The following is a 20,684-nucleotide window of genomic DNA, read 5'->3' on the forward strand; positions in this document are numbered from 1 at the left end:
GTGGCCCGTAACCCGTGACCTGTGACGCATGACCCGTAACGCGACGTCCGATATCCGCCAGCCCCCTGCCCGCCCCCCGCGCGAGGCTCGTCTCATGACCACCACGCACGCAGGCACCACGGCCCCGACAGCCACCACCGCCTACACCCCCCTCCCCATCACCCCCGAAGCCCTCGCCCAGCTCCGCGTCACCGACGACGCGGGGCGGCCCTGCGTCCCGTACGTCGACGCGGAGGGCGGCTCCCCGCTCCGCTGCTGTCTGCGGGCCATCGACCCCGGCGAGCGCGTCGCCCTCGTCTCGTACGCGCCGCTGCGCCGTTGGGCCGCCGAGACCGCCGCCACCCCCGGCGCCTACGACGAGCAGGGGCCCGTCTTCATCCACGCGGACCCCTGCGAGGGGCCGACGGGGGAGCGTGTCGGCTATCCGTTCTCGCGGGCCGGGGCGTTGCGCACGGTGCGTCGTTACAGCGCCGAGGGGCGCATTCTCGGCGGCCGCCTCCTGGAGATCCCGGAGGATGAGGAGCGTGGCTTCGACGAGGCGTTCGCCGAGGCCTTCGCCGACCCGCAGGTCGCCCTCGTGCACGTCCGCGCCGTGGAGTATGGCTGCTTCCACTTCGAGGTGCGCGCGCCGGGGCCCGCCGCGGCCTGACACGGGCTCTCAGTCCTCGCCCGCGGCCACCGCCCGCGCGAACTCCCGTACCCGCTCCGTCTCCCCGTCCCGGTGCCACACCATCCCGAGCACCGAGTCCGGCAGCCCGTCCACCGGCACGAAGACGACGTCCTTGCGGCCGTGGTACTCCGCCGTCGGACCGCACAGCAGCATCGCCCCCCGGTCCGCCGCGACCAGCGTCAGCCCCTCCTGGAGCGTGCGGACCGCCGGGCCCGGCTCGGTGGAAGGGGCGTGTGCCTCGCGCCAGTAGGCAGGGGCCGGAGGCGTCGCCGCGATCAGTGGCGTCCCCGCGAGCTCCGCCGCCGCGAGCGACTCCCGCTCAGCGAAGGCGTGCCGCACCGACACGGCGACCGTCTGCCGCTCGTTGGAGAAGACGGGGCCGAGCACCAGATCGGGCTCGGCGACCGGCAGCAGCACGATCGCCGCGTCCACGGTCTTCTGCCGCACCGCCCCGAACGGGTCGGAGAAGGGGATCTCCACGATCTCCGCGACACAGGCCGGATGCCGCTCCTGGAAGGCCGCGACGGCCCGCATCAGCCGGTCGTCCGCGGTCCCCTGGAAGCCGATCCGCAGCGTGCCCCCGACCCCCCGCGCCGCCGCCCTGGCCCGCCCGACCACCGATGCCAACTCGTCGTACGACGGGCGGAGTTCGGCAAGGAAGCGTTCCCCTAGTGTGGTCAGTGCGACCCGTCGGCTCGTACGCTCCAGCAGGCGCGCGCCGATCCGCCGCTCCAGGGCGGCGAGCAGTTGGCTGACACGGCTCTGCGAAACGTACAACCGCTCACCGGCCCGCCCGAAGTGCAGCTCCTCGGCAAGCACCAGGAAACACTCCAGTTCCCGGATCTCCAGCCCGTTCCCGCCCATGGCACGCGGCCCCTCTTCCTTGATCGTCCCGGTCGTCGATCATCGCTGATCGATGAACCCGGCTCATACAAGGATGAGATCTTCCGCGTTGTTCCCCGGCGGGCACCCCCACAGGGTGGATGCCATGTCACAGACCACACAACTCCCCACACCGGACGTCCCGTTGCAGCGGCGGCGCGGCGGTCCCGCCGTCCTCGCCGTCGCCGCCGCCACCTTCTCCGTCGTCACCACGGAGATGCTCCCCGTCGGACTCCTCACCTCGATCGGCTCCGGCCTGCACGTCTCGGACGGCACCGCGGGCCTCGCCGTCACCCTGCCCGGCCTCGTCGCGGCGCTCGCAGCCCTGCTGCTGCCCGTCGCCGTGCGCCGCGCGGACCGGCGCACGGTCCTCGCCGTCCTGATGGCGCTGCTCGCCGCCGCCAACGTGGCCTCCGCGCTCGCGCCCGCCTTCGGCGTCCTGCTCGCCGCCCGCGTCCTGGTGGGCATCTGCATCGGCGGCGTGTGGGCCATCGCGGCCGGGCTCGGCGTGCGGCTCGTCCACGAGGAGGGCGCGGGGCGGGCCACCGCGGTCATCTTCAGCGGGATCGCGGTGGCGTCCGTGCTCGGCGTCCCCGCGGGCACGCTCCTCGGTGAACTGGCGGGCTGGCGCTGGGGGTTCGCGGCCCTCGCCGCCCTCGCCCTCGCGGTCGCCGGGCTGCTCGTCGCGGTCCTGCCCCGGCTCCCCGCCCACGAGGGGGTCAGGCTCGGGGCGTTCCCCGGCCTACTGCGGATCGGGCGGCTGCGGGCCGGACTCCTCGCCGTCACCCTCCTGGTCACCGGCCACTTCGCCGCGTACACCTACATCCGGCCCGTCCTGGAGCGGGTCCCCGGCATCGGCACGGGCCTGGTCAGCGGGCTGCTCCTCGCCTACGGAACAGCCGGCATCGTCGGCAACTTCGCGGGCGGCGCCGTCGCGGCCCGCGACCCGCGCAGGGCGCTCCTCGCGATCTGCGCCGCGCTCGGCGCCGTGGTGCTGCTCATGGTGCCCGCGGGCGGCTCGCTCGCCGCGTCGGTGGCGCTGCTCGTGGCGTGGGGCCTGGCCTACGGCGGGGTCTCGGTCTCCGCGCAGAACTGGGTGATGGCCGCCGCACCGCACGCCCGCGAGGCGGCGTCGGCGCTCTTCGCCGGGATCTTCAACGTGGCGATCGCGCTGGGCGCCTTCGCGGGCGGCCGGGTCGCGGACAGCCGCGGGGCCGGTGGCGTGCTGTGGCTCGGCGGCGCGCTCGCCGGGCTCGCGCTGGTGGCGGTGGCGTGCGCGAAGGGGACGGCCACGCAGGAGAAGGGGGCGGCCACACAGGAGAAGAGGGCGGCCACGCAGAGGAAAGGGGCGGCCACCCGGTGAAGGGTGACCGCCCCCTACGGGACGTACGTGAGATCAGCCCTTGAGCTCAGCGGCGACCAGCTCCGCGATCTGCACGGCGTTCAGCGCCGCGCCCTTGCGGAGGTTGTCGTCGGAGATGAAGAACGCCAGGCCGTTCTCGACCGTCTCGTCGTTGCGGATGCGGCCCACGAACGAGTCGTCCTTGCCCGCGGCGACCAGCGGCGTCGGCACCTCGGTGACGACGACGCCCTCCGCCTGCTCCAGGATCTCGGTGGCGCGCGCGGGGCTCAGCGGACGCGCGAAGCGGGCGTTGACCTGGAGGGAGTGGCCGGTGAAGACGGGGACGCGCACGCACGTGCCCGACACCTTCAGCTCCGGGATCTCCAGGATCTTGCGGGACTCGTGGCGGAGCTTCTGCTCCTCGTCCGTCTCGTTCAGACCGTCGTCGACGACCGAGCCCGCCATCGGCAGGACGTTGTACGCGATCGGCGCGACGTACTTGTCCGGCTCGGGGAACTCGACCGAGGAGCCGTCGTGGGTGAGCTTCGGCGCGTCCTCGCCGACCTTCTTGACCTGCTCGAAGAGCTCGTCGACACCGGCGAGACCGGAGCCGGACACCGCCTGGTAGGTGGCGACGACCAGCGCTTCGAGGCCCGCCTCGGCGTGCAGCGGCTTGAGGACCGGCATCGCGGCCATCGTCGTGCAGTTCGGGTTGGCGATGATGCCCTTGGGGCGGTCCTTGATCGCGTGCGGGTTCACCTCGGAGACGACGAGGGGGACCTCGGGGTGCCGGCGCCAGGCCGAGGAGTTGTCGATCACGACGGCGCCCTGCGAGGCGACCTTCTCGGCGAGGGCCTTCGAGGTGGCGCCGCCGGCCGAGAACAGCACGATGTCCAGGCCCGTGAAGTCGGCCGTGGAGGCGTCCTCGACGGTCACGCCGTCGATGACCGTCCCGGCGCTGCGGGCCGAGGCGAACAGGCGCAGCTCGTCGACGGGGAACTTCCGCTCGACGAGGATCTTGCGCATGACCTTGCCGACCTGACCGGTGGCTCCGACGATTCCGACCTTCACGGGGATGTCCTCCATTGGTGCGTGCGGCCTCGTGACCTCGGCCGGTCTGTGGGGGGTGGCTCCATGATGCGTCTGTCCAGGGCCGCCTTGTCCAATCCATTGTCCGAGGTGCGGGACGCCACATTCGCCGTGCGCCGCCGTGAACGTTTCGGACGCCCGGGGCGTCGTAGGGGAAACGCGGGGAGGGGAGGGGCACGTTGCTGCGCAGAAAGACGCGCCGCGCGCCGACGGGGGCCGGGGGAGCGGACCCGCTGGACGCGGCCCAGGAGGACCGGGTGCGGGCCGTGCTCGCGCTCGGCGGGGTGCCGCACGCCGATCTGCCGGACGGGGTGCAGCAGGTGCGGCTGAAGCTCCTGGAGCGGGCCGCGGACGGGCGCGAGGCGCCGCGTGACGTGTCCGCGTGGGCCGCCGTGGTGGCGTCCAACCTGGCCATGGACTGGCACCGGGCCCGACGCAGGCAGGAGCGGCTCGGCGAGCGGCTCGCCGTCCTGTGGCGGGAGGCCACCGACGAGGACGGCGCGGAGGCGCGGGCGACCTCGCTGGCCGTCGCCCAGGGCCTCGGCGAGCTGCCGGACGCCCAGCGGCAGGTCCTCGTCCTGCGTTTCTACGCCGACCTGCCGGTCCGGGCCATCGCCGACGAGCTCGGCATCCCGGAGGGCACGGTCAAGAGCAGACTGCACTCGGCGGTACGGCTCCTGCGGGCACGGCTGCACGAAGGGGAGGTGGTGTGACGGTGCGGGACAAGGACTTCGACGCGCTGATGCTCGCGATCACGGACGATCCCGTGCCGGGGGAGGCGCTGCGCGACCCCGACTTCGCGGCCGCCCACGCGGCGGCCGTCGCGGACGTCGCCCTGCTGAGGGAGCAGCTCGGAGCCGTGGGCGACGCCCTGGCAGCCACCCCGCCGTCCCCGGCGCCCCAGGCATCCCCGGCGTCCCAGGCATCCTCGGCGCCCCAGGCATCCTCGGCGTCTCCGGCGCCCTCGGCGTCCCTGGCATCCCCGGCATCCTCGGCATCCTCGGCATCCCCGGCGTCTCCGGCGTCTCCGGCGTCTCCGGCGTCTCCGGCGTCCCAGGCATCCTCGGCGTCCCCAGCGTCCCCGGCATCCTCGGCGTCCCCAGCGCCCCAGGCATCCCCGGCATCCCCAGCATCCTCGGCGTCTCTGGCGCCCCCGGCGTCTCCGGCGTCTCCGGCGTCCCAGGCGTCCCCGGCGTCCCCGGCGTCCCCAGCGCCCGAGGCGTCCTCGGCGTCCTCGGCGTCCTCGGCGTCCCCGGCGCCCCAGGCATCCTCGGCGTCTCCAGCATCCCAGGCATCCCCGGTGTCCCAGGCATCCCCGGCGCCCCAGGTGCCCCAGGCGTCCCCGGCACCCCAGGCGTCCGCGGCACCCCCGGCGGACCGGGCCGTCCCGCTCCGGCCCCGGCCCCGGCGCCCGGCGGCCCGGCGTGGCTTCACCGTCGCCCTCGGGGCGGTCGCGGCGACGGTGGCGGCGGCCGTGGTGGGTGGCATCGCCTGGCTGGCGGTGGACGCGGGGCCCGGCGGCTCGGCCGGCTCGGCCGACTCGGACAAGGCCGTGGCGTCCGGCCAGAAGCGGGACGGGAAGCAGGAGGGGGAGGAGGAGGGGCAGCCGGAGGGGCAGCGGGACGGGGACGGCGGGGGCTCCGCGCACGCGGACCTCACCCCCGAGGGCTTCGTCGCCTGCTCGCGGCTCATCGTGGAGGGCACGGTCACGGCGGTCGACGCGGTGCCGGGCGCCGCGCGGGACCGCGTCACGCTCGACGTGAGCCACTACTACAAGCCGAAGACGGGGGCAGGCACCGTCACCTTCCCCATGGACCACGACGTCGACCCGCGCCTGAAGGCCGGCGACCGCGTCCTGATCACCATCCCCCTGGGCGAGGCCCACCCCGACAACTGGGCCATGGGCAAGGACCGCGACAGCATGCGCCGCACGGTCGTCGAGGCCCTGCCGGGCGCGGCGAAGAACCGGTGCGGGAAATGAAGAACGCCGGTCGGGCTCGGCAGAGCCCGACCGGCGCTTCGAGCGCACACCGTTACGGCGTGACCTTCTCGACCTTCACGCTGCCGCTGCCCGCGACCGTGCCGCCCGCGTTCAGCAGGGACACCTCGCCGAACAGCTCACGGCCCGCGGCGGCCGGGGCCTTCGCCTCGACCTTCGCCTCGACCTGGGCCGAGTCGCCGTTGCCGAGCTCGACCGGCTTCGTGCCGTCGACGGTCACCTGGCCGAGCGCGTCCGAGAAGAACACGTCCCGGTAGTCGTACGCGGTCGAGCCGGACGGCACCGAGTAGCCCGTCACCTCGATCGTGTACGTACCGGCGGCCGGCTTCTTCAGGCTCACGGTCTCCTCCGAGTCGCCCTCCGCCGACGAACCGACGACCTGGCCGTCCTTCTTCACGGCGAGGTCCAGGTCGGCGGCGACGTCCGCGGGGGAGCCGATGGCGACGTCGAGACGCTCCGCGCCCGCGGGCACGACGACCTCGGTGGTCTGCGTCTCGTTCTGCTTGATGGTGGGCCGCGCCGACTTGGACGAGCCGAGCGAGCCGCCCTTCAGCTTGCCGTCGACCGCCGCGAAGTTGTTCGTGGCCTTCCAGGAGACGGGCGCCGGCGTGCCGACCTTCGCCTCGGGCAGCGTCTGCACGGCCGGGTCGAAGTCGACGCCGAGCGCGGCGACGTTCAGCTTGTACGGGTTGTCGAGCAGCGGCGATGTACGGCGCGACTCGACCTCGATCTCCCAGACACCGGCCTGCGGCTCCGCGTACGAACGCAGGTCCGGACGGCAGGTGTTGGCGGGGTTCTCGTAGTTCGGGTAGCAGACGATCGACGAGGTGGAGTCGACCGGGACGCCGTACGGGTGGATCGCTATGAAGCGGGTCTGGCTCTTGTCCTTCAGGCCGCTGAGCGACACCTCGAGGGACTTGGCGCCCTTGGGGACCGTCACGAAGTACGACTTCGGGGCGCTGCGCTGCACCGAGCCCTGGGCGGAGAAGGTGAACGACGGCTTGGCGAGCGGCGCCGAGACGACGACCGTCGACATGACCTGCTGGTCGATGCCCTCGGTGCGCTCGTCGTCGACGGTGAGGATCGCGCTGTGCAGGCCTGCGGACTTGGCCTTCGCCTGGACCTTGACGGTGACCGGCTTGTTCAGCGGCAGCTTGATGTCGTCGTCGCCGAGCAGACGGAAGGTCTTCTCGTGGTTGTTGACGAGGTCCAGCTCGTGGCTGATGGAGCGGTCCGGGCCCGACGTGCGGGTGATCGTGACGTCGTACGTCCGCTTCTGGCCGGCCTTCAGGCCGCCCTCGCGGTCGTAGATGCCGGTGCCGGGCTTCTTCAGCTCCTGCTCCAGGGCGGTGTCGACCGGGGCCTTCACGGTGTACGTGTGGGCCTTCGCGTCGTCCTCGATGGCGTTCCAGGCGTCGACCACGTTGATGCGGCCGGTGCCCTGGGCGTACGCCTGCTCACCGCGGATGCGGTCCGCGGTCGAGGTCAGCGCGGTGCGCAGCTTCGCCGGGGTGAGGTCGACCTTCGCGCGCTTCGCGGCGGAGAGCAGCAGCGCCGAGGCGCCCGCGGCCTGCGGGGACGCCATCGAGGTGCCCTGCAGCATCGAGTAGCCGGCCGGGAGCTTGTAGCCCGCCTCGGCGACCGGGGAGCCCGGCAGCCAGGTCTGGGTGGTGTTGATGGCCGAGCCGGGCGCCGAGATGACCGGCGCGAAGCCGCCGTCCTCACGCGGGCCGCGCGAGGAGAACGGCATCATCGCGTACGGACGCTCCACCTGCGAGCCGTAGTTGGCGGCCCAGGTCTCCTTGGAGATGGCGGCGCCGACCGAGATGACCTTGTCCGCGAGGGAGGGGTCGCCGATGGTGTTGGCGCCGGGCCCCGAGTTGCCCGCGGAGATCACCAGCTGCACGCCGTAGGTGTCGATGAGGCGCGTGTAGAGCTCGGCGCGCGCGTTGTTGCCGTCGTTGAGGGCCGGCAGGCCGCCGATCGACATGTTGACGATGTCGACGCCGCGCTTCGTCACGAGGTCGATCATGCCCTCGGTGAGCGCGACGTTGGTGCAGCCGCCGGTCCAGGTGCAGGCGCGCGAGGAGACCAGCTTGGCGCCGGGCGCGGCGCCGTTCATCCTGCCGCCGAAGAGGCCGTTGGCCGCGGTGATGCCCGCGACGTGCGTGCCGTGCTCGGACTCGATGACGCCGATGTTGACGAAGTCGGCCTTCTTGCCGACCCAGTCGCCGCCGTACGGATCGGTCGGCACGTCCTTGCGGATCTCGACGACGAACGGGACGCGCTCGACGACGTCGGTCGCCGGGTCGTCCTTGCCGAAGTAGCCGACCTGGTGGCCGTCCTTGTACGGCTTCATCACCTCGTCGTCGGTGAAGTCGTTGTTGTCGTTCAGGTCGACGCGGACGGTGCCGGCGGCCGGGTCGTAGAGCATGCCCCAGCTGTCGGTGGTGTCGCCGTCGCGGTTGATGTCGCCCTTGGCGTCGCCGCCGGTGGTGGCCGACTCGCGGAAGCGGTTGACCTGGAAGGAGCCCGCCGGGGCCTGCCACGTCTCGCTGTCCCAGGTGAAGGTGGGGCCGCTGACCGGGTTGGTCATGCGGCGCCAGGTGCCGTCCGCGTCCACGATCGGGTCGGTCGCCGTCACCCAGTCGGTGATCTTGCGCTCGCCGGTGGTGGTCTTCTTCAGCGCGGGGTGGCCGAGGTCGACGCCGGAGTCGAGGATGCCGATGGTGGTGCCGCGGCCGTCCGCCTTCGGGTGTTTCTTCACGAAGTCGACGGCGCCCGTCTCGGCGGCCGGGTTGTACGGGTTGTCCGCCGGGGTGTTCTTGTCCGGGCCCGGGTACGTCCCGCGGGCGGCGGTCTTCGCGCCCTCGGCGCGGTCCGCGGCCGGGGTCGGGTCGTCCAGCTCGATCTCGTGGCGCAGGTCGATGGCGTGCACGGACGACAGCTTCGCCGCCGACTTGATCGCGGCGTCGGCCCTGCCGGTCGGCACGGTCGCGCGGACGTAGCCGAGCTTGTCGTAGGTGCGGCCGACCGAGCCGCCCTTGACGGCGTCGAGCTGGTCGGCGACCTGCTCGGTGGCGCCGGGCGCGGTGGCGACCATCATCGTGACGGTCTTCTCGCCCTCCGCCTTGGCGTCGGCGAGCAGGTCGGCGTCGGCCGGACCGAGCTTGCCGCCCGCGGACTTGGGGGCGGGGACGGGGGTCTCGTCCGCCGCGAAGGCGAGAGGCACGGCCCCGGTCGCGCAGAGCGCGGCGGTGAGACCGACGGCTATCGCGAGACGGGGCGCGCGTCTGGCGCTGGAACTGGATCTGGGCATCGGCATCCCTGTGCGTGAAGGTCGGGAAGGAGGGTCGACCCGGCCCCCGGTTTCCGAAGAGTTCCGGAATGCGGGGCCGGATGACCGCTCAGCCTTACGCAAGTGACAGCTGTTTGGGGAGAGTTGTCCGAGCTGTGATCAGGGCGTGACGCAATTCCGCCATACGCCATCGAGGACATGGGCGGCTATAGGGGGACATGGGGAGCGGTCGCGCCTCTGGAAGGGGCGCGGGGAACTGCGAGACAAGCCACGGCGAACTCGCAGATGAACGACGGGCAAAGGAAGAACCGCCTAGCGTCAACCTGTGCAGAGAGAACTTCGGGTGGCGGCCTACGCCGTATGCGTACGCGATGGGCAGGTGTTGCTGGCCCGCTGGGTGGCGGGCGACGGCAGCAAACGCTGGACGCTGCCCGGCGGCGGCATGGACCACGGGGAGGACCCCTACGACACCGTGATCCGTGAGGCCGACGAGGAGACCGGCTACGTCGTCGAGCCCGTCACGCTCCTCGGCATCGACTCGCTGCGCCGCCGCTACCCGCGCAGGCTCGGCGCCGTCGCCGACTTCCACGGGCTGCGGATCGTGTACGAGGGGCGTGTCACCGGCGGCGAACTGCGCCACGAGACCGGCGGGTCCACGGACCTCGCGGCCTGGCACCCCCTCGAGACCGTGCCGGACCTCGACCGCGTCGGGCTCGTCGACATCGGTCTGGAACTGTGGCGCAGCCGCCCGGCCGACGGACACGGCCACGCATCGGGGCCGGTGCCCTGACCTCTCCCAGGGCCTTCCCTTCCCCGCGAGGTGAACGTGGAGTGACCACTTCCTCTCCGGTCGGAGAGAGGTGGATGACCGCGTAGGGTACCGACTGATCCACGTACGGTGATCGGCGCTGCCCGTTGCCGTCTCGTTCACGCACAGGCCATTCCCGATGCCAACGATCCAGTACGAGCGGAAGTTCGCAGGCCGCAGTCAGGCCGGGGACGACCGCGGACCACTGCCGACGCGTTCGCACTCGGGGAGACCGCGCATGCCGCGCATACGCTCTGTCGCCACCGCAACAGTCACCGCAACCGCCGCCGCCACCGCCACCGCGACGGCCCAGGCGGCCTCCGCCGTGGCCGGTGCCGCCGCCCGACTCGACCGCCGCGCGTTCCTCGCCGCCACCGGAGCAGTCACCCTCTCCGCGGGCGTCGGCTACGCGATGGGCCCCGGCGCCGGCTCCGGGAACGCCGCTCCCGCGGGCCGCGCCACCGTCCCGCGCTCCCGGCCGGCGCCGGCCGCCCCCCTCATGCCGTACAAGAACGGCACCACCCTGCTCACCGTCGCCGCCCCGCAGGGCACCACCGGCTACCGGCGGCTCGGCGACGGGCCCGCCTGGCCGCGCGTCGTCCGCGGCGACCTCGCGGCGGCCGGGGCGGGCCGCGAGGAGCGCAGGACCCCGCTCGCCGCCTTCGTGCAATTCACCGACCTGCACCTCGTCGACGTACAACACCCGCTGAGGTACGAGTACTTGCGCGCCCAGACCGCGAGCGCCTGGCGGCCCCACGAGTCCCTGTCCGTGGCGGGCGCCGTCGCCCTCGTCGAACGCGTCAACGCGCTGCGCGGCGCACCCGCCACCGGCGCGCCCCTGCACTGCGTCGTGACGACCGGCGACAACACCGACAACAACTCCAAGGCCGAACTGGACTGGTTCCTCAAGGTGATGAGCGGCGGCCGCATCACCCCCAACACGGGCGACCCGCGCCGCTACGAAGGCGTGCAGGCCAGCGGCCTCAAGCTGTACTGGCACCCGGACGACGCCCTGCGCGACGCCGACAAGCGGCTCGGCTTCCCGCAGCTGCACGGCTTCCTCGACGCCGCGATCCGCGAGGTCAACAGCCCCGGCCTCGGCCTGCCCTGGTACTCCACGGTCGGCAACCACGACGCGCTGCCCGGCGGCTGCTGGGCGCCCAAGGACTCGTACTTCACCGACTTCGCCGTCGGGGGAAAGAAGCTGATGTCCCTGGACGAGTCGCGGGGAGCCGCCCTCTGGAAGGCGGTCAAGAAGGGCCGCGACCCCAAGGGCGCGCAGTTCAAGGAGCTCCTGCGGAGCGAGAAGCGGCGGATGCGGTCCGTCACGCCGGACCCGGCGCGAGCGCCCTTCACCCCCGTCGAGTACCTCCGGGCGCACCTCGACCCCGCCCACACCGGCCCCGGCCCCCACGGCCACGGCTACACCCAGCAGAACCTCGCCGCCGCCACCCAGTACTACTCCTTCCGCGTCAGCGACGACGTGCTCGGCATCAGCCTCGACACCACCGACCCCGGCGGCCACTACGAAGGGTCCCTCGGCACCGCCCAACTCCGCTGGCTGGAACGCGAGCTCGACGCCAACGAGCGGCGCGACGGCGGCCCGTCGTACGTCGTCGTCTTCAGCCACCACACCAGCAGGACCATGCGCAACCTCCGCCACGACCCGGCACGTCCCGGCGAGGCCCGGCACGGCGGCGAAGAGGTCGTCTCGCTGCTCGGCCGCCACCGCTCCGTCCTCGCCTGGGTCAACGGCCACAGCCACAAGAACAGGATCACCCCGCACCGCACCCTGCACGGCGCCTTCTGGGAGGTCTCCACCGCCTCGCACATCGACTTCCCGCAGCTCGCCCGGGTGGTGGAGATCGCCGACAACCACGACGGCACGGTCTCCGTCTTCACCACGCTCATCGAGTCCGCCGCCCCGCACCGCACGGACTTCGCCGACCTCTCGCAGACCGGCCTGGCCGCGCTCTACCGCGAACTGTCCTTCAACGCCCCCGGCGCGAAGCCCGCGCTGGGCGGCGAGGCGGGCGACCGCAACACCGAACTGGTGCTGCGGAAGGGCTGAAACCCGCCCAACCCCCGGGACGCCGCTCAACCCGCCGCCGCGGGCCGCGGGTCCCACCGGCCGAGGGCGGCGAAGCCCTGCCGAGGCGACCGGAGGGACGGTACGGACATGGCGGTACTCAGGAGACGGCGGACCGGTGTGGCGGCGGCGCTGGCCGCGGCGGCGGTGGCGGGCGCGCTCGCGGCGCCCGCGGCGGTCGCGGCCCCCGAGGGCGGGGACCGGCACCGGGAGACCCTGCGGGCGATGGAGGCGGCCCTGAGCGAGGACGTGCCCGGGGTGACGGCGCAGGCCACGGACCGGCGCGGCCCGTGGAACGCCGCCGCGGGCATCGGCGACCTGGCACGGAACACCCCGCGCGGAGCCCACGACCACTACCGCGTCGGCAGCATCACCAAGACCTTCGTCGCCACCGTCCTCCTCCAGCTGGCCGCCGAGGGACGGCTCTCCCTGGACGACACGGTCGGCCGGTGGCTGCCGGGCGTGGTCGAGGGCAACGGCCACGACGGCGACCGGATCACGGTCCGCCAACTCCTCAACCACACCAGCGGCATCTTCAACGTCACGGCCGACAAGGGCTTCCGGCAGCGGGTCTTCACCGAGGAGTTCCTCGACCACCGCTACGACACCTGGACCCCCGGACAGCAGGTCGCGATCGCCATGCGCCACAAACCGGACTTCGCCCCAGGCACCGCCTGGAAGTACTCCAACACCAACTACCTCCTCGCGGGCATGATCATCGAGAAGGTCACGGGCACGCCGTACGCGCGCCAGATCGAGCGGCGTGTCATCGAACCGCTCGGCCTGCGCTCCACGTCGGCCCCCGCCACGAAGCCGACCCTGCCGCGGCCCAGCTCACGGGCGTACACGAAATTCTCCGACGCACCCGGCACCCCGCGCCACGACGTGACGGAACTCAACCCGTCCGTGGCGGGCGCGTCCGGCGGCATGGTCTCGAACTCGGCGGACCTCAACCGCTTCTACACGGCGCTGCTGCGCGGCAGGCTCCTGCCGAAGAAGCAGCTCGCCGAGATGAAGACGACCGTCCCGAAGGGCGAGGGGCAGCCGGGCGGGCGGTACGGACTCGGCATCGAACCCGTCACCACCTCCTGCGGCACGGTCGTCTGGGGCCACGGCGGCGACATCCACGGCTCGGAGTCCGTGGCGATGACGACGGCGGACGGCCGCCACGCGATGGCCTTCAACTTCAACGGTCCCGGTGCGGACTTCATCCCGGTCATGGAGGCGGAATTCTGCGGACGTGACTGAGGGGCACCGGGAGCGACAGGGAGCCGTCGGACAGCGGCCGACGGCGCCCGTGTCATCGGGGCAGCACCACGACATACGCCGCCGGGTCACGGTCCGTCGACGCCATCAACGCGGTCCGCACCACGGTGGCCTGCTGCTCCAGCGCGTCCCTGAGCTTCCTCGGGGTGATGTGGACGACGGTGATGCCAAGACGCTCCAGGTGCTCCCGCTTGCGGACGTACTCGGACCACTGCGTGTCGTCGTCCTGCCGGAGGCCCTGGCGGGGCGCCCGCGTGTCCAGCTCCACCGCCACGGCCTGGTCGGGCCAGTACGCGTCGACACCGCCGAGCGGCGGACCGCCGGGCAGACGCAGGTCGACGTTCCACAACGGGGCGGGCAGCCCGTGCTCGTCGACCATCCGGTACAGCCGGTCCTCGGCGATGGCCCGCCCCTCGGCGAGCAGCGAGTCCACGGCGTCCACCACATGCGGCCGGGTCAGCAGTCGCGCGAGGTTCAACTCCCGCACGACGGCGGCCGGTTCGCAGTGCCCGCCGCGCACCGCCTCGGTGAGCAGCCGGCGCACCGCACCCGCATCGGAGAGCTGCGCCACGGCGTCCGCGAGGGCACGCGGCACGGGAGCGACCGGCACGCCCGTGATCTGCTGCGACGTCGGCATCGCCGGGGTGCGCACGAGCCCGGCGAACCCCGCCGAACGCAGGCGCCGGGTGCGGGGCACCAGGACGTCGATGCGGTCCAGGGAGAGCAGCGGGGGAGCGGACGAGAAGCGGTGCAGGGCGAGCGCGGCGAGGCCCGTGATCATCGCGTCCGCGTACGTGGCGTGCGGCTCGCCCGCGCGGGGCTGGGCGGGCACGCCCCCGGCCTGCCTGGCCGGCGGCCGCCCTGCGTACAGGAGCGCGCCGTGCAGCCGCTCCTCGCTGGTCGGCGGCCCCGGGTGCAGCAGACAGACGCCCGGCAGCAGTTGCTGCCAGGGGCCGCCGGGACGGCAGTGGGCACCGGCGTCCGCGGCGGAGACGCCGTACTCGCCGAGCTGGGCGGTGCTCATGACGCGGGGCCGGGCGTCGGCGAGATGCCGGAGCGGGAGGGGGAGAGGGAGGGGCGAGAGCGGGGAGTTGTGGTTCATGACCCGGTCGTTCCCTCGCCCGGTCACCCCGCTAACCGCTGTTACAAGCCCGTCGACAAACCCGGACAAGCTCGCCCTAAAGCACGGGCGTTCGACAACCGATGAGTGCCCGCACCAACCGCCACCTCTGACCTGCGCCCGCGGGCGCCCCACCGTGCCCATGAAGCACCGTGAGGCACCGCGGAACGCCCGCACGGCCTCGGAGCGATCTAGACCGCAGCCCCCGCGTCGCACGCCTGTGCCCGCAGCGCGCGGGCCAGGTCGTCGCGCGCCTCCCAAACCAGGCGGCGCAGGGCCGGCGCGGCCTCCTCGCGGGCGCCGAGCCACTCGTCCGCTGCCGCGAGCGTCGCCGTGTCCCCCTGCAGATGCGGGAAGAGGCCCTTCACCACGTCCATGCCGATCTGGATGGACCGCTCCGCCCACACCCGCTCGATGGCGGCGAAGTACTTCGCCGCGTACGGCGCGACGAGCTCCCGCTGCGACGGCTGTGTGAAGCCCGAGATGGTCGCCTCGACCAGCGCGTTCGACAGCGCGTCGGACTCGACCACGGAGGCCCACGCCTGCGCCTTGACCGCCGCCGAGGGTCGCGCGGCCAGGCACCGCACCTGGTGCCGCTTGCCGGACGCCGTGTCGTCCCTGGCCAGCTCGGCGGCGAGGACCTCCTCGTCGGCGACGCCGTGCGCGGCCAGCGGGTTCAGGAACGCCCAGCGCAGCTCCTGGTCGACGTCCAGACCGTCGATCTTCGCGCTGCCCGCCAACAGCCCCTGCAACAGCTGCAGGTCGGCGGGCGACGACGCCACCGCGGCGAAGAACCGCGCCCACGTCAGCTGGTGCTGGCTGCCCGGCGCCGCGATCCGCAGCTCCCGCAGCGCACCCTCGGCGAGCGCCCGGGCGCCCTCCTCGCGCCACTCCGGCGCGGCGTAGTGCGTGAGGGCGGAGCGCACCCAGGCGTGGAGCATCTGGAGCACGCCGATGTCGCTCTCGCGCCCGGCGAAGCGGAGCACGAGACCGATGAAGTCGCGCGCGGGCATCAGACCGTCCCGCGTGAGGTTCCACAGAGCGGACCAGCACAGGGCGCGGGCCAGCGGGTCGGTGATGTCGCCGAGGTGGTCCCGCAGCGTGTCGAGGGAGTTCTCGTCGAAGCGGATCTTGCAGTAGGTCAGGTCGTCGTCGTTGACCAGGACGAGCTCGGGGGCGGCCTCCCCGGCCAGCTCGGCCACGACGGTGCGCGGCCCGTCGACGTCGATCTCCGCGCGGGCGTAACGCTCCAGGTCGCCGTCCGGCGTGCGGCGGTAGAGGCCCACGGCGACGCGGTGCGGGCGGAGTTCGGGGTGGGACTCGGCGGCTTCCTGGAGGACGGAGAGCTCGGTGATGCGTCCTTCCGCGTTCAGGATGACCTGTGGCGTCAGGGTGTTGACGCCGGCCGTCTGGAGCCAGGACCGCGCCCAGGAACCCATGTCGCGCCCGGACGTCTCCTCCAGGACCGAGAGGAGGTCGCCGAGGACCGTGTTGCCGTACGCGTGCCGCTTGAAGTAGCGGCGGGCGCCCTCCAGGAACGCGTCACGGCCCGCGTACGCCACGAGCTGCTTGAGGACCGAGGCGCCCTTCGCGTACGTGATCCCGTCGAAGTTGAGCTTGGCGTCCTCCAGGTCGCGGATGTCGGCCGTGACCGGGTGGGTGGAGGGCAGCTGGTCGGCGCGGTAGGCCCAGGCCTTGCGGTTGTTGGCGAAGGTGATCCAGCCGTTGGTGAAGCGGGTCGCCTCCACCATCGAGAAGGAACCCATGAAGTCGGCGAAGGACTCCTTGAGCCACAGGTCGTCCCACCAGCGCATGGTGACGAGGTCGCCGAACCACATGTGGGCCATCTCGTGCAGGATGACGTTGGCCCGGCGCTCGTACGACGCCTGGGTCACCTTGCCGCGGAAGATGAACTCCTCGCGGAAGGTCACCAGGCCCGGGTTCTCCATCGCGCCGAGGTTGTACTCCGGCACGAACGCCTGGTCGTACTTCCCGAAGGGGTACGGGTAGTCGAAGTTGTCGTGGAAGAAGTCCAGGCCCTGCTTGGTGACCAGGAAGACGTCGTCGGCGTCGAAGTGCGGGGCGAGGCCCTTGCGGCACATCGCGCCGAGCGGGATCTCCAGGCGGGTGCCGTCGTCGAGGACGCGCGTGTACGAATCGGTGACGTAGTGATAGGGGCCCGCGACGACCGCCGTGATGTACGTCGAGATCGGCTTCGTCTCGGCGAACCGCCACACGCCGTCGGACAGTTCACCCACGCCGTTGGACCACGCGGTCCAGCCCTCGGGGGCCTGCACCGAGAAGCGGTAGGGCGCCTTCAGGTCGGGCTGCTCGAAGTTGGCGAAGACGCGGCGGGAGTCCGCGGGCTCGTACTGCGTGTAGAGATAGACCTCGCCGTCCTCCGGGTCGACGAAGCGGTGCATGCCCTCACCGGTGCGGCTGTAGGCGCACTGGGCGTCCACCACCAGTTCGTTCTCCTCGGCGAGGTCCTCCAGGGTGATCCTGGTGCCGTCGAAGACCTCGGAGGGGTCCAGGTCCTTGCCGTTGAGCGAGAGGGCCGTGACGCTCGGTGCGATCAGGTCCGCGAAGGTCGCGGCGCCCGGCTCGGCGCTGCGGAACCGGATCGTGGTGACCGAGCGGAACGTGCGCGGCTCCTGACCGCTCTCGCCGACCGCCGACCGCAGGTCGAGGAAGACCTCGTACCCCTCGACGGAGAGCAGCGCGGCCCTCTCGCGGGCCTCGTCGCGGGACAGATTCTCACCGGGCACGGGCGGCACTCCCTTGTGACTCGCATGACTGTGATTCGCATGATCGGCACGAGTCGACTCGATCCGCGTGACTCGCGTGACTCGTACGAATGTCTACGATCCTCGCATGTGCCGTCTGCGGCCGACATCCGGGAATGCCCCGGTGCGCCACTGACGTTTCCCCGGCCAGATGCGAACGGATTCCCTAGGGAGAGACATGTCAGAGAACGGCAGCAAGACCCCCGTCGACTTCTGGTTCGACCCGCTGTGCCCCTGGGCGTGGATGACGTCGCGCTGGATGCTCGAGGTCGAGAAGGTCCGCGACGTGGAGGTCCGCTGGCATGTGATGAGCCTCGCCGTCCTGAACGAGGACAAGCTCGACGAGCTGCCCGAGGAGTACCGCGAGATGCTGGAGACCCAGGCGTGGGGTCCCGTCCGCGTCGTCATCGCCGCCCAGCAGAAGCACGGCGACGAGATCACCGGCAAGCTCTACACCGCGCTCGGCACCCGCTTCCACAACCGCGGCGAGGGCGCGACGCGCGAGGCCGTCGTCGGCGCCCTGGAGGACGTCGGCCTGCCCGCCGACCTCGTCGAGTACATGGACTCGGACGCGTACGACACGGAGCTGCGCGCCTCCCACAAGGAGGGCATCGACAAGGTCGGCCAGGAGGTCGGCACGCCCGTCATCGCCGTCCCCGGCGCCGACGGCGGCCAGGTCGCCTTCTTCGGCCCCGTCGTCACCCCGGCCCCCAAGGGCGAGGCCGCGGCGAGGCTCTGGGACGGCACGCTGCTCGTGGCGTCGACCCCGGGCTTCTACGAGATCAAGCGGACCCGCACCCAGGGCCCGATCTTCGACTGAGCCACACCCACAGCCACGCCCGCTCGCCGGCACATACCGAAAGGCCCCCGTGAGTCACGTCCTCACGGGGGCCTTTCCTTCATTCACCCGCCTCGGTGAAGGTTGAGAAGACGATCACGAGGCAGGATCTTCACGGGCTGTCAGCCGGGGGAGCGGACGACAGCCCTGGCTCACGGGGCGAGCAGCAGGCTGTTGACCCGCTCCTTCGCGGCGGCGTAACGCTTCGCCACGTCCTGCCAGTTGACGACCTGCCACATGGCCTCGATGAAGTCGACCTTCTGGTTCTTGTACTGCAGGTAGAAGGCGTGCTCCCAGGCGTCGAAGACCAGGATCGGCGTCGAGCCCTGGCCGACGTTGCCCTGGTGGTCGTAGACCTGCTCGACGATGAGGCGGCCGCTGAGCGGCTCATAGGCGAGCACGCCCCAGCCGGAGCCCTGCGTCGTCGCCGAGGCCTTGGTCAGCTGGGCCTTGAACTTGGCGAAGGAGCCGAAGGACTCGGTGATCGCGTCCGCCAGGTCGCCCACACCGTCGGCGGCCAGCGGCTCGCCGCCGCCACCGTCCTTCGGGCTGTTCATGTTGTGCCAGTAAATGCTGTGCAGGATGTGGCCGGAGAGGTGGAAGGCCAGGTTCTTCTCCAGGCCGTTGATGGCGCCCCACGTCTCCTTGTCGCGAGCCTCCTCCAGCTGCTCAAGGGTGTCGTTCGCGCCCTTCACGTACGCCGCGTGGTGCTTGTCGTGGTGCAGCTCGATGATCTGCGGGTTGATGACAGGTTCGAGCGCCGCGTAGTCGTACGGAAGTTCAGGAAGCGTGTAAATGGCCATGAGTCCGAGCCCTCCGACTGCTGCTCTGCTGTGGTGCGCTGTTGTGTTGCCCAACTTATTGCAACTATCTCGCAAGTGCAGGCTAGCAGCAGGAACCCCGAGAAGTTGATCAGCCCTTCGTCCTAGGTCCGCGGGGGCATGCCGGGACGCGAGAAGGCCCCGGACCACGAGGTCCGGGGCCTTCTCGTACGTTTCGGGGCTGCGACGTCCTAGGCGTCGGGGCCGCGACGTCCTAGGCGGCCGCCGCCCGCTTCTCCGTCATCTTCTGCCGCACGAACCCGATCACGGCGAGCCCCAGCGTCAGCGCGCCCGTGGCGAGCAGCTGCTTGCGGGTGTCCGGCTGGTCGGTCATCAGGTAGAAGACGTACGCCATTGCGGCCAGCGCCACCCAGGTGAGGAACGGGAAGCCCCACATCTTCACGACCAGCGTCTCCGGAGCCTCGCGCTCCGTCCGGCGGCGCAGGATCAGCTGCGAGACGGCGATGAAGATCCAGACGACCAGGATCATCGCGCCGATCATGTTGAGCAGCCAGGGGAAGACCTCGTCGGGGCTCCAGTAGCTGAGCAGCACGCAGACGAAGCCGAAGACCGAGGAGGCGAGGACGGCCAGGCGCGGCACGCCGCTGTAGACACGGCCGAGCACCTTCGGGCCCTGGCCGCGCTCGATCAGGGAGTACGACATGCGCGATGCGCCGTAGATGTTGGCGTTCATCGCGGAGAGCAGGGCGACCAGGACGATGACGTTCATGATCTCGCCGGCGCCGGGGATGCCCAGGTGGTCGAGCGTGGCGACGTACGGGCCCTTGGCGACGACTTCCTTGTTGTCCCACGGCAGCAGCGTGACGACGACGAGCATCGAGCCGACGTAGAAGACGGCGATGCGCCACATCGCCGTGCGCACGGCCTTGGCGACGCTCCTGACCGGGTTCTCGGACTCGGCGGCGGCGATCGTGACGGTCTCCAGGCCGCCGTACGCGAAGACGGAGGCGAGGAGGCCGATGATCAGGCCGTCCGTGCCGTGCGGCATGAAGCCGCCCTCACCGGTGAGGTTGGCCGTGCCGGGGGCGGAGACGTCCGATCCCGGCAGGATGCCGAGGATCGCGAGGGCGCCGATGCCGAGGAAGAGCGTGATCGCGCCGACCTTCAGGGCGGCGAACCAGAACTCGAACTCGCCGAAGTTCTTCACGGCCGTCAGGTTCGCGCCGCAGAACACCAGCATGAAGAGGGCGACCCACATCCACTTCTGGGTGTCGGGGAACCAGCCCACCATGATCTCCGCGGCGCCGATGCCCTCCAGGCCGACGGCGACGCAGAGCAGGAACCAGAAGCCCCAGCCCGCGGTGAAGCCCGCCCACGGGCCGATGGCCCGCTCGGCGTGGACCGAGAAGGAGCCCGACGCCGGGTTCGCGGCCGACATCTCGCCCAGCATGCGCATCACGAGCATGACGAGCGCACCGGACAGCGCGTAGGCGAGGACGATCGAGGGGCCGGCCGCGGCGATGCCCGCCCCGGACCCGACGAAGAGACCGGCCCCGATCACGCCGCCGAGGGCGATCATGGAAAGATGCCGCTGCTTGAGGCCGTGCACGAGCGGCGAGTCGGCCTTGGGGACCTCTTCGGGTGCTGCGTCCTGCTGGGTGGACGTCCGAGACATGGGCGTGCCCTGTTCAGTAGCCGAGACGGGGGAGCGAGCG

At 71.8% G+C, this 20,684-nt stretch carries 15 protein-coding genes; 8 read left to right on the top strand and 7 right to left on the bottom strand.

Going from position 1 to position 20,684, the window contains the following annotated elements:
* Window positions 1-94 precede the first annotated feature (94 nt).
* Window positions 95-649 (top strand): DUF1203 domain-containing protein, encoded by a 555-nt coding sequence (locus tag ACZ56E_RS25675; RefSeq protein WP_471217635.1) that lies wholly within the window; start codon window positions 95-97, stop codon window positions 647-649.
* Window positions 650-658: 9 nt separating this feature from the next.
* On the opposite strand, the gene ACZ56E_RS25680 is transcribed toward ACZ56E_RS25675, so the two are convergent.
* The gene (locus ACZ56E_RS25680; protein WP_471217637.1) at window positions 659-1,534 is read right to left on the bottom strand and encodes a LysR family transcriptional regulator; all 876 of its coding nucleotides are present in this window, start codon (window positions 1,532-1,534) and stop codon (window positions 659-661) included.
* Between the two features lie 124 nt (window positions 1,535-1,658).
* Between ACZ56E_RS25680 and ACZ56E_RS25685 the strand changes: the two genes are divergently transcribed.
* Entirely contained in the window at window positions 1,659-2,915 is a 1,257-nt protein-coding gene (locus ACZ56E_RS25685) for an MFS transporter (protein WP_471217639.1), read from the top strand.
* A gap of 33 nt (window positions 2,916-2,948) precedes the next feature.
* On the opposite strand, the gene ACZ56E_RS25690 is transcribed toward ACZ56E_RS25685, so the two are convergent.
* Window positions 2,949-3,965, bottom strand: coding sequence for an aspartate-semialdehyde dehydrogenase (locus ACZ56E_RS25690; protein ID WP_468601194.1), 1,017 nt, complete (start codon window positions 3,963-3,965; stop codon window positions 2,949-2,951).
* Between the two features lie 197 nt (window positions 3,966-4,162).
* Between ACZ56E_RS25690 and ACZ56E_RS25695 the strand changes: the two genes are divergently transcribed.
* Together ACZ56E_RS25695 and ACZ56E_RS25700 are read left to right on the top strand one after the other, a co-directional pair.
* Window positions 4,163-4,696: an RNA polymerase sigma factor gene (locus ACZ56E_RS25695; RefSeq protein WP_471217641.1), complete on the top strand. Its 534-nt coding sequence runs from the start codon at window positions 4,163-4,165 to the stop codon at window positions 4,694-4,696.
* A 587-nt stretch (window positions 4,697-5,283) separates the two neighbouring features.
* Window positions 5,284-5,964, top strand: coding sequence for a hypothetical protein (locus tag ACZ56E_RS25700; RefSeq protein ID WP_471217643.1), 681 nt, complete (start codon window positions 5,284-5,286; stop codon window positions 5,962-5,964).
* A 52-nt stretch (window positions 5,965-6,016) separates the two neighbouring features.
* Here the strand turns inward: ACZ56E_RS25700 and ACZ56E_RS25705 are convergent, their stop codons facing one another.
* Complete coding sequence (locus ACZ56E_RS25705) at window positions 6,017-9,301, bottom strand: S8 family serine peptidase (protein WP_471217645.1); 3,285 nt, start codon at window positions 9,299-9,301, stop codon at window positions 6,017-6,019.
* A gap of 304 nt (window positions 9,302-9,605) precedes the next feature.
* Between ACZ56E_RS25705 and ACZ56E_RS25710 the strand changes: the two genes are divergently transcribed.
* The 3 genes from ACZ56E_RS25710 (at window position 9,606) to ACZ56E_RS25720 (ending at window position 13,425) form a co-directional block, all read left to right on the top strand.
* Window positions 9,606-10,070: an NUDIX hydrolase gene (locus ACZ56E_RS25710; RefSeq protein ID WP_471217647.1), complete on the top strand. Its 465-nt coding sequence runs from the start codon at window positions 9,606-9,608 to the stop codon at window positions 10,068-10,070.
* Between the two features lie 256 nt (window positions 10,071-10,326).
* The gene (locus ACZ56E_RS25715; RefSeq protein WP_471217649.1) at window positions 10,327-12,159 is read left to right on the top strand and encodes a TIGR03767 family metallophosphoesterase; all 1,833 of its coding nucleotides are present in this window, start codon (window positions 10,327-10,329) and stop codon (window positions 12,157-12,159) included.
* A gap of 108 nt (window positions 12,160-12,267) precedes the next feature.
* Window positions 12,268-13,425, top strand: coding sequence for a serine hydrolase domain-containing protein (locus tag ACZ56E_RS25720; protein WP_471217651.1), 1,158 nt, complete (start codon window positions 12,268-12,270; stop codon window positions 13,423-13,425).
* A gap of 52 nt (window positions 13,426-13,477) precedes the next feature.
* Here the strand turns inward: ACZ56E_RS25720 and ACZ56E_RS25725 are convergent, their stop codons facing one another.
* Window positions 13,478-14,545, bottom strand: a complete 1,068-nt coding sequence (locus tag ACZ56E_RS25725; RefSeq protein ID WP_471217653.1) for a hypothetical protein — start codon at window positions 14,543-14,545, stop codon at window positions 13,478-13,480.
* Window positions 14,546-14,754: 209 nt separating this feature from the next.
* Window positions 14,755-17,331 (bottom strand): aminopeptidase N, encoded by a 2,577-nt coding sequence (gene pepN, locus ACZ56E_RS25730; RefSeq protein WP_471217655.1) that lies wholly within the window; start codon window positions 17,329-17,331, stop codon window positions 14,755-14,757.
* A gap of 196 nt (window positions 17,332-17,527) precedes the next feature.
* Here pepN and ACZ56E_RS25735 point away from each other — a divergent pair, with 196 nt between their 5' ends.
* Window positions 17,528-18,169 carry a mycothiol-dependent nitroreductase Rv2466c family protein gene (locus ACZ56E_RS25735; RefSeq protein ID WP_471217657.1) on the top strand — a complete coding sequence of 214 codons (642 nt, stop codon included), beginning with the start codon at window positions 17,528-17,530 and terminating at the stop codon, window positions 18,167-18,169.
* Window positions 18,170-18,339: 170 nt separating this feature from the next.
* Here ACZ56E_RS25735 and ACZ56E_RS25740 read toward each other — a convergent pair whose 3' ends face one another.
* Window positions 18,340-18,990, bottom strand: coding sequence for a superoxide dismutase (locus ACZ56E_RS25740; protein ID WP_362339562.1), 651 nt, complete (start codon window positions 18,988-18,990; stop codon window positions 18,340-18,342).
* Window positions 18,991-19,222: 232 nt separating this feature from the next.
* Window positions 19,223-20,644: an amino acid permease gene (locus tag ACZ56E_RS25745; RefSeq protein ID WP_471217659.1), complete on the bottom strand. Its 1,422-nt coding sequence runs from the start codon at window positions 20,642-20,644 to the stop codon at window positions 19,223-19,225.
* Window positions 20,645-20,684: the final 40 nt, after the last annotated feature.

The organism is Streptomyces sp. NPDC039480 (genome assembly GCF_055597165.1).

Bases quoted from the DNA above. Each gene is read 5' to 3' on its own strand.
- ACZ56E_RS25725 (WP_471217653.1), bottom strand. From the start codon at position 14,545: ATGAACCACAACTCCCCGCTCTCGCCCCTCCCTCTCCCCCTCCCGCTC.
- ACZ56E_RS25685 (WP_471217639.1), top strand. From the start codon at position 1,659: ATGTCACAGACCACACAACTCCCCACACCGGACGTCCCGTTGCAGCGG.
- ACZ56E_RS25740 (WP_362339562.1), bottom strand. From the start codon at position 18,990: ATGGCCATTTACACGCTTCCTGAACTTCCGTACGACTACGCGGCGCTC.
- ACZ56E_RS25680 (WP_471217637.1), bottom strand. From the start codon at position 1,534: ATGGGCGGGAACGGGCTGGAGATCCGGGAACTGGAGTGTTTCCTGGTG.
- ACZ56E_RS25675 (WP_471217635.1), top strand. From the start codon at position 95: ATGACCACCACGCACGCAGGCACCACGGCCCCGACAGCCACCACCGCC.
- ACZ56E_RS25705 (WP_471217645.1), bottom strand. From the start codon at position 9,301: ATGCCCAGATCCAGTTCCAGCGCCAGACGCGCGCCCCGTCTCGCGATA.
- ACZ56E_RS25745 (WP_471217659.1), bottom strand. From the start codon at position 20,644: ATGTCTCGGACGTCCACCCAGCAGGACGCAGCACCCGAAGAGGTCCCC.
- ACZ56E_RS25720 (WP_471217651.1), top strand. From the start codon at position 12,268: ATGGCGGTACTCAGGAGACGGCGGACCGGTGTGGCGGCGGCGCTGGCC.
- ACZ56E_RS25715 (WP_471217649.1), top strand. From the start codon at position 10,327: ATGCCGCGCATACGCTCTGTCGCCACCGCAACAGTCACCGCAACCGCC.
- ACZ56E_RS25735 (WP_471217657.1), top strand. From the start codon at position 17,528: ATGTCAGAGAACGGCAGCAAGACCCCCGTCGACTTCTGGTTCGACCCG.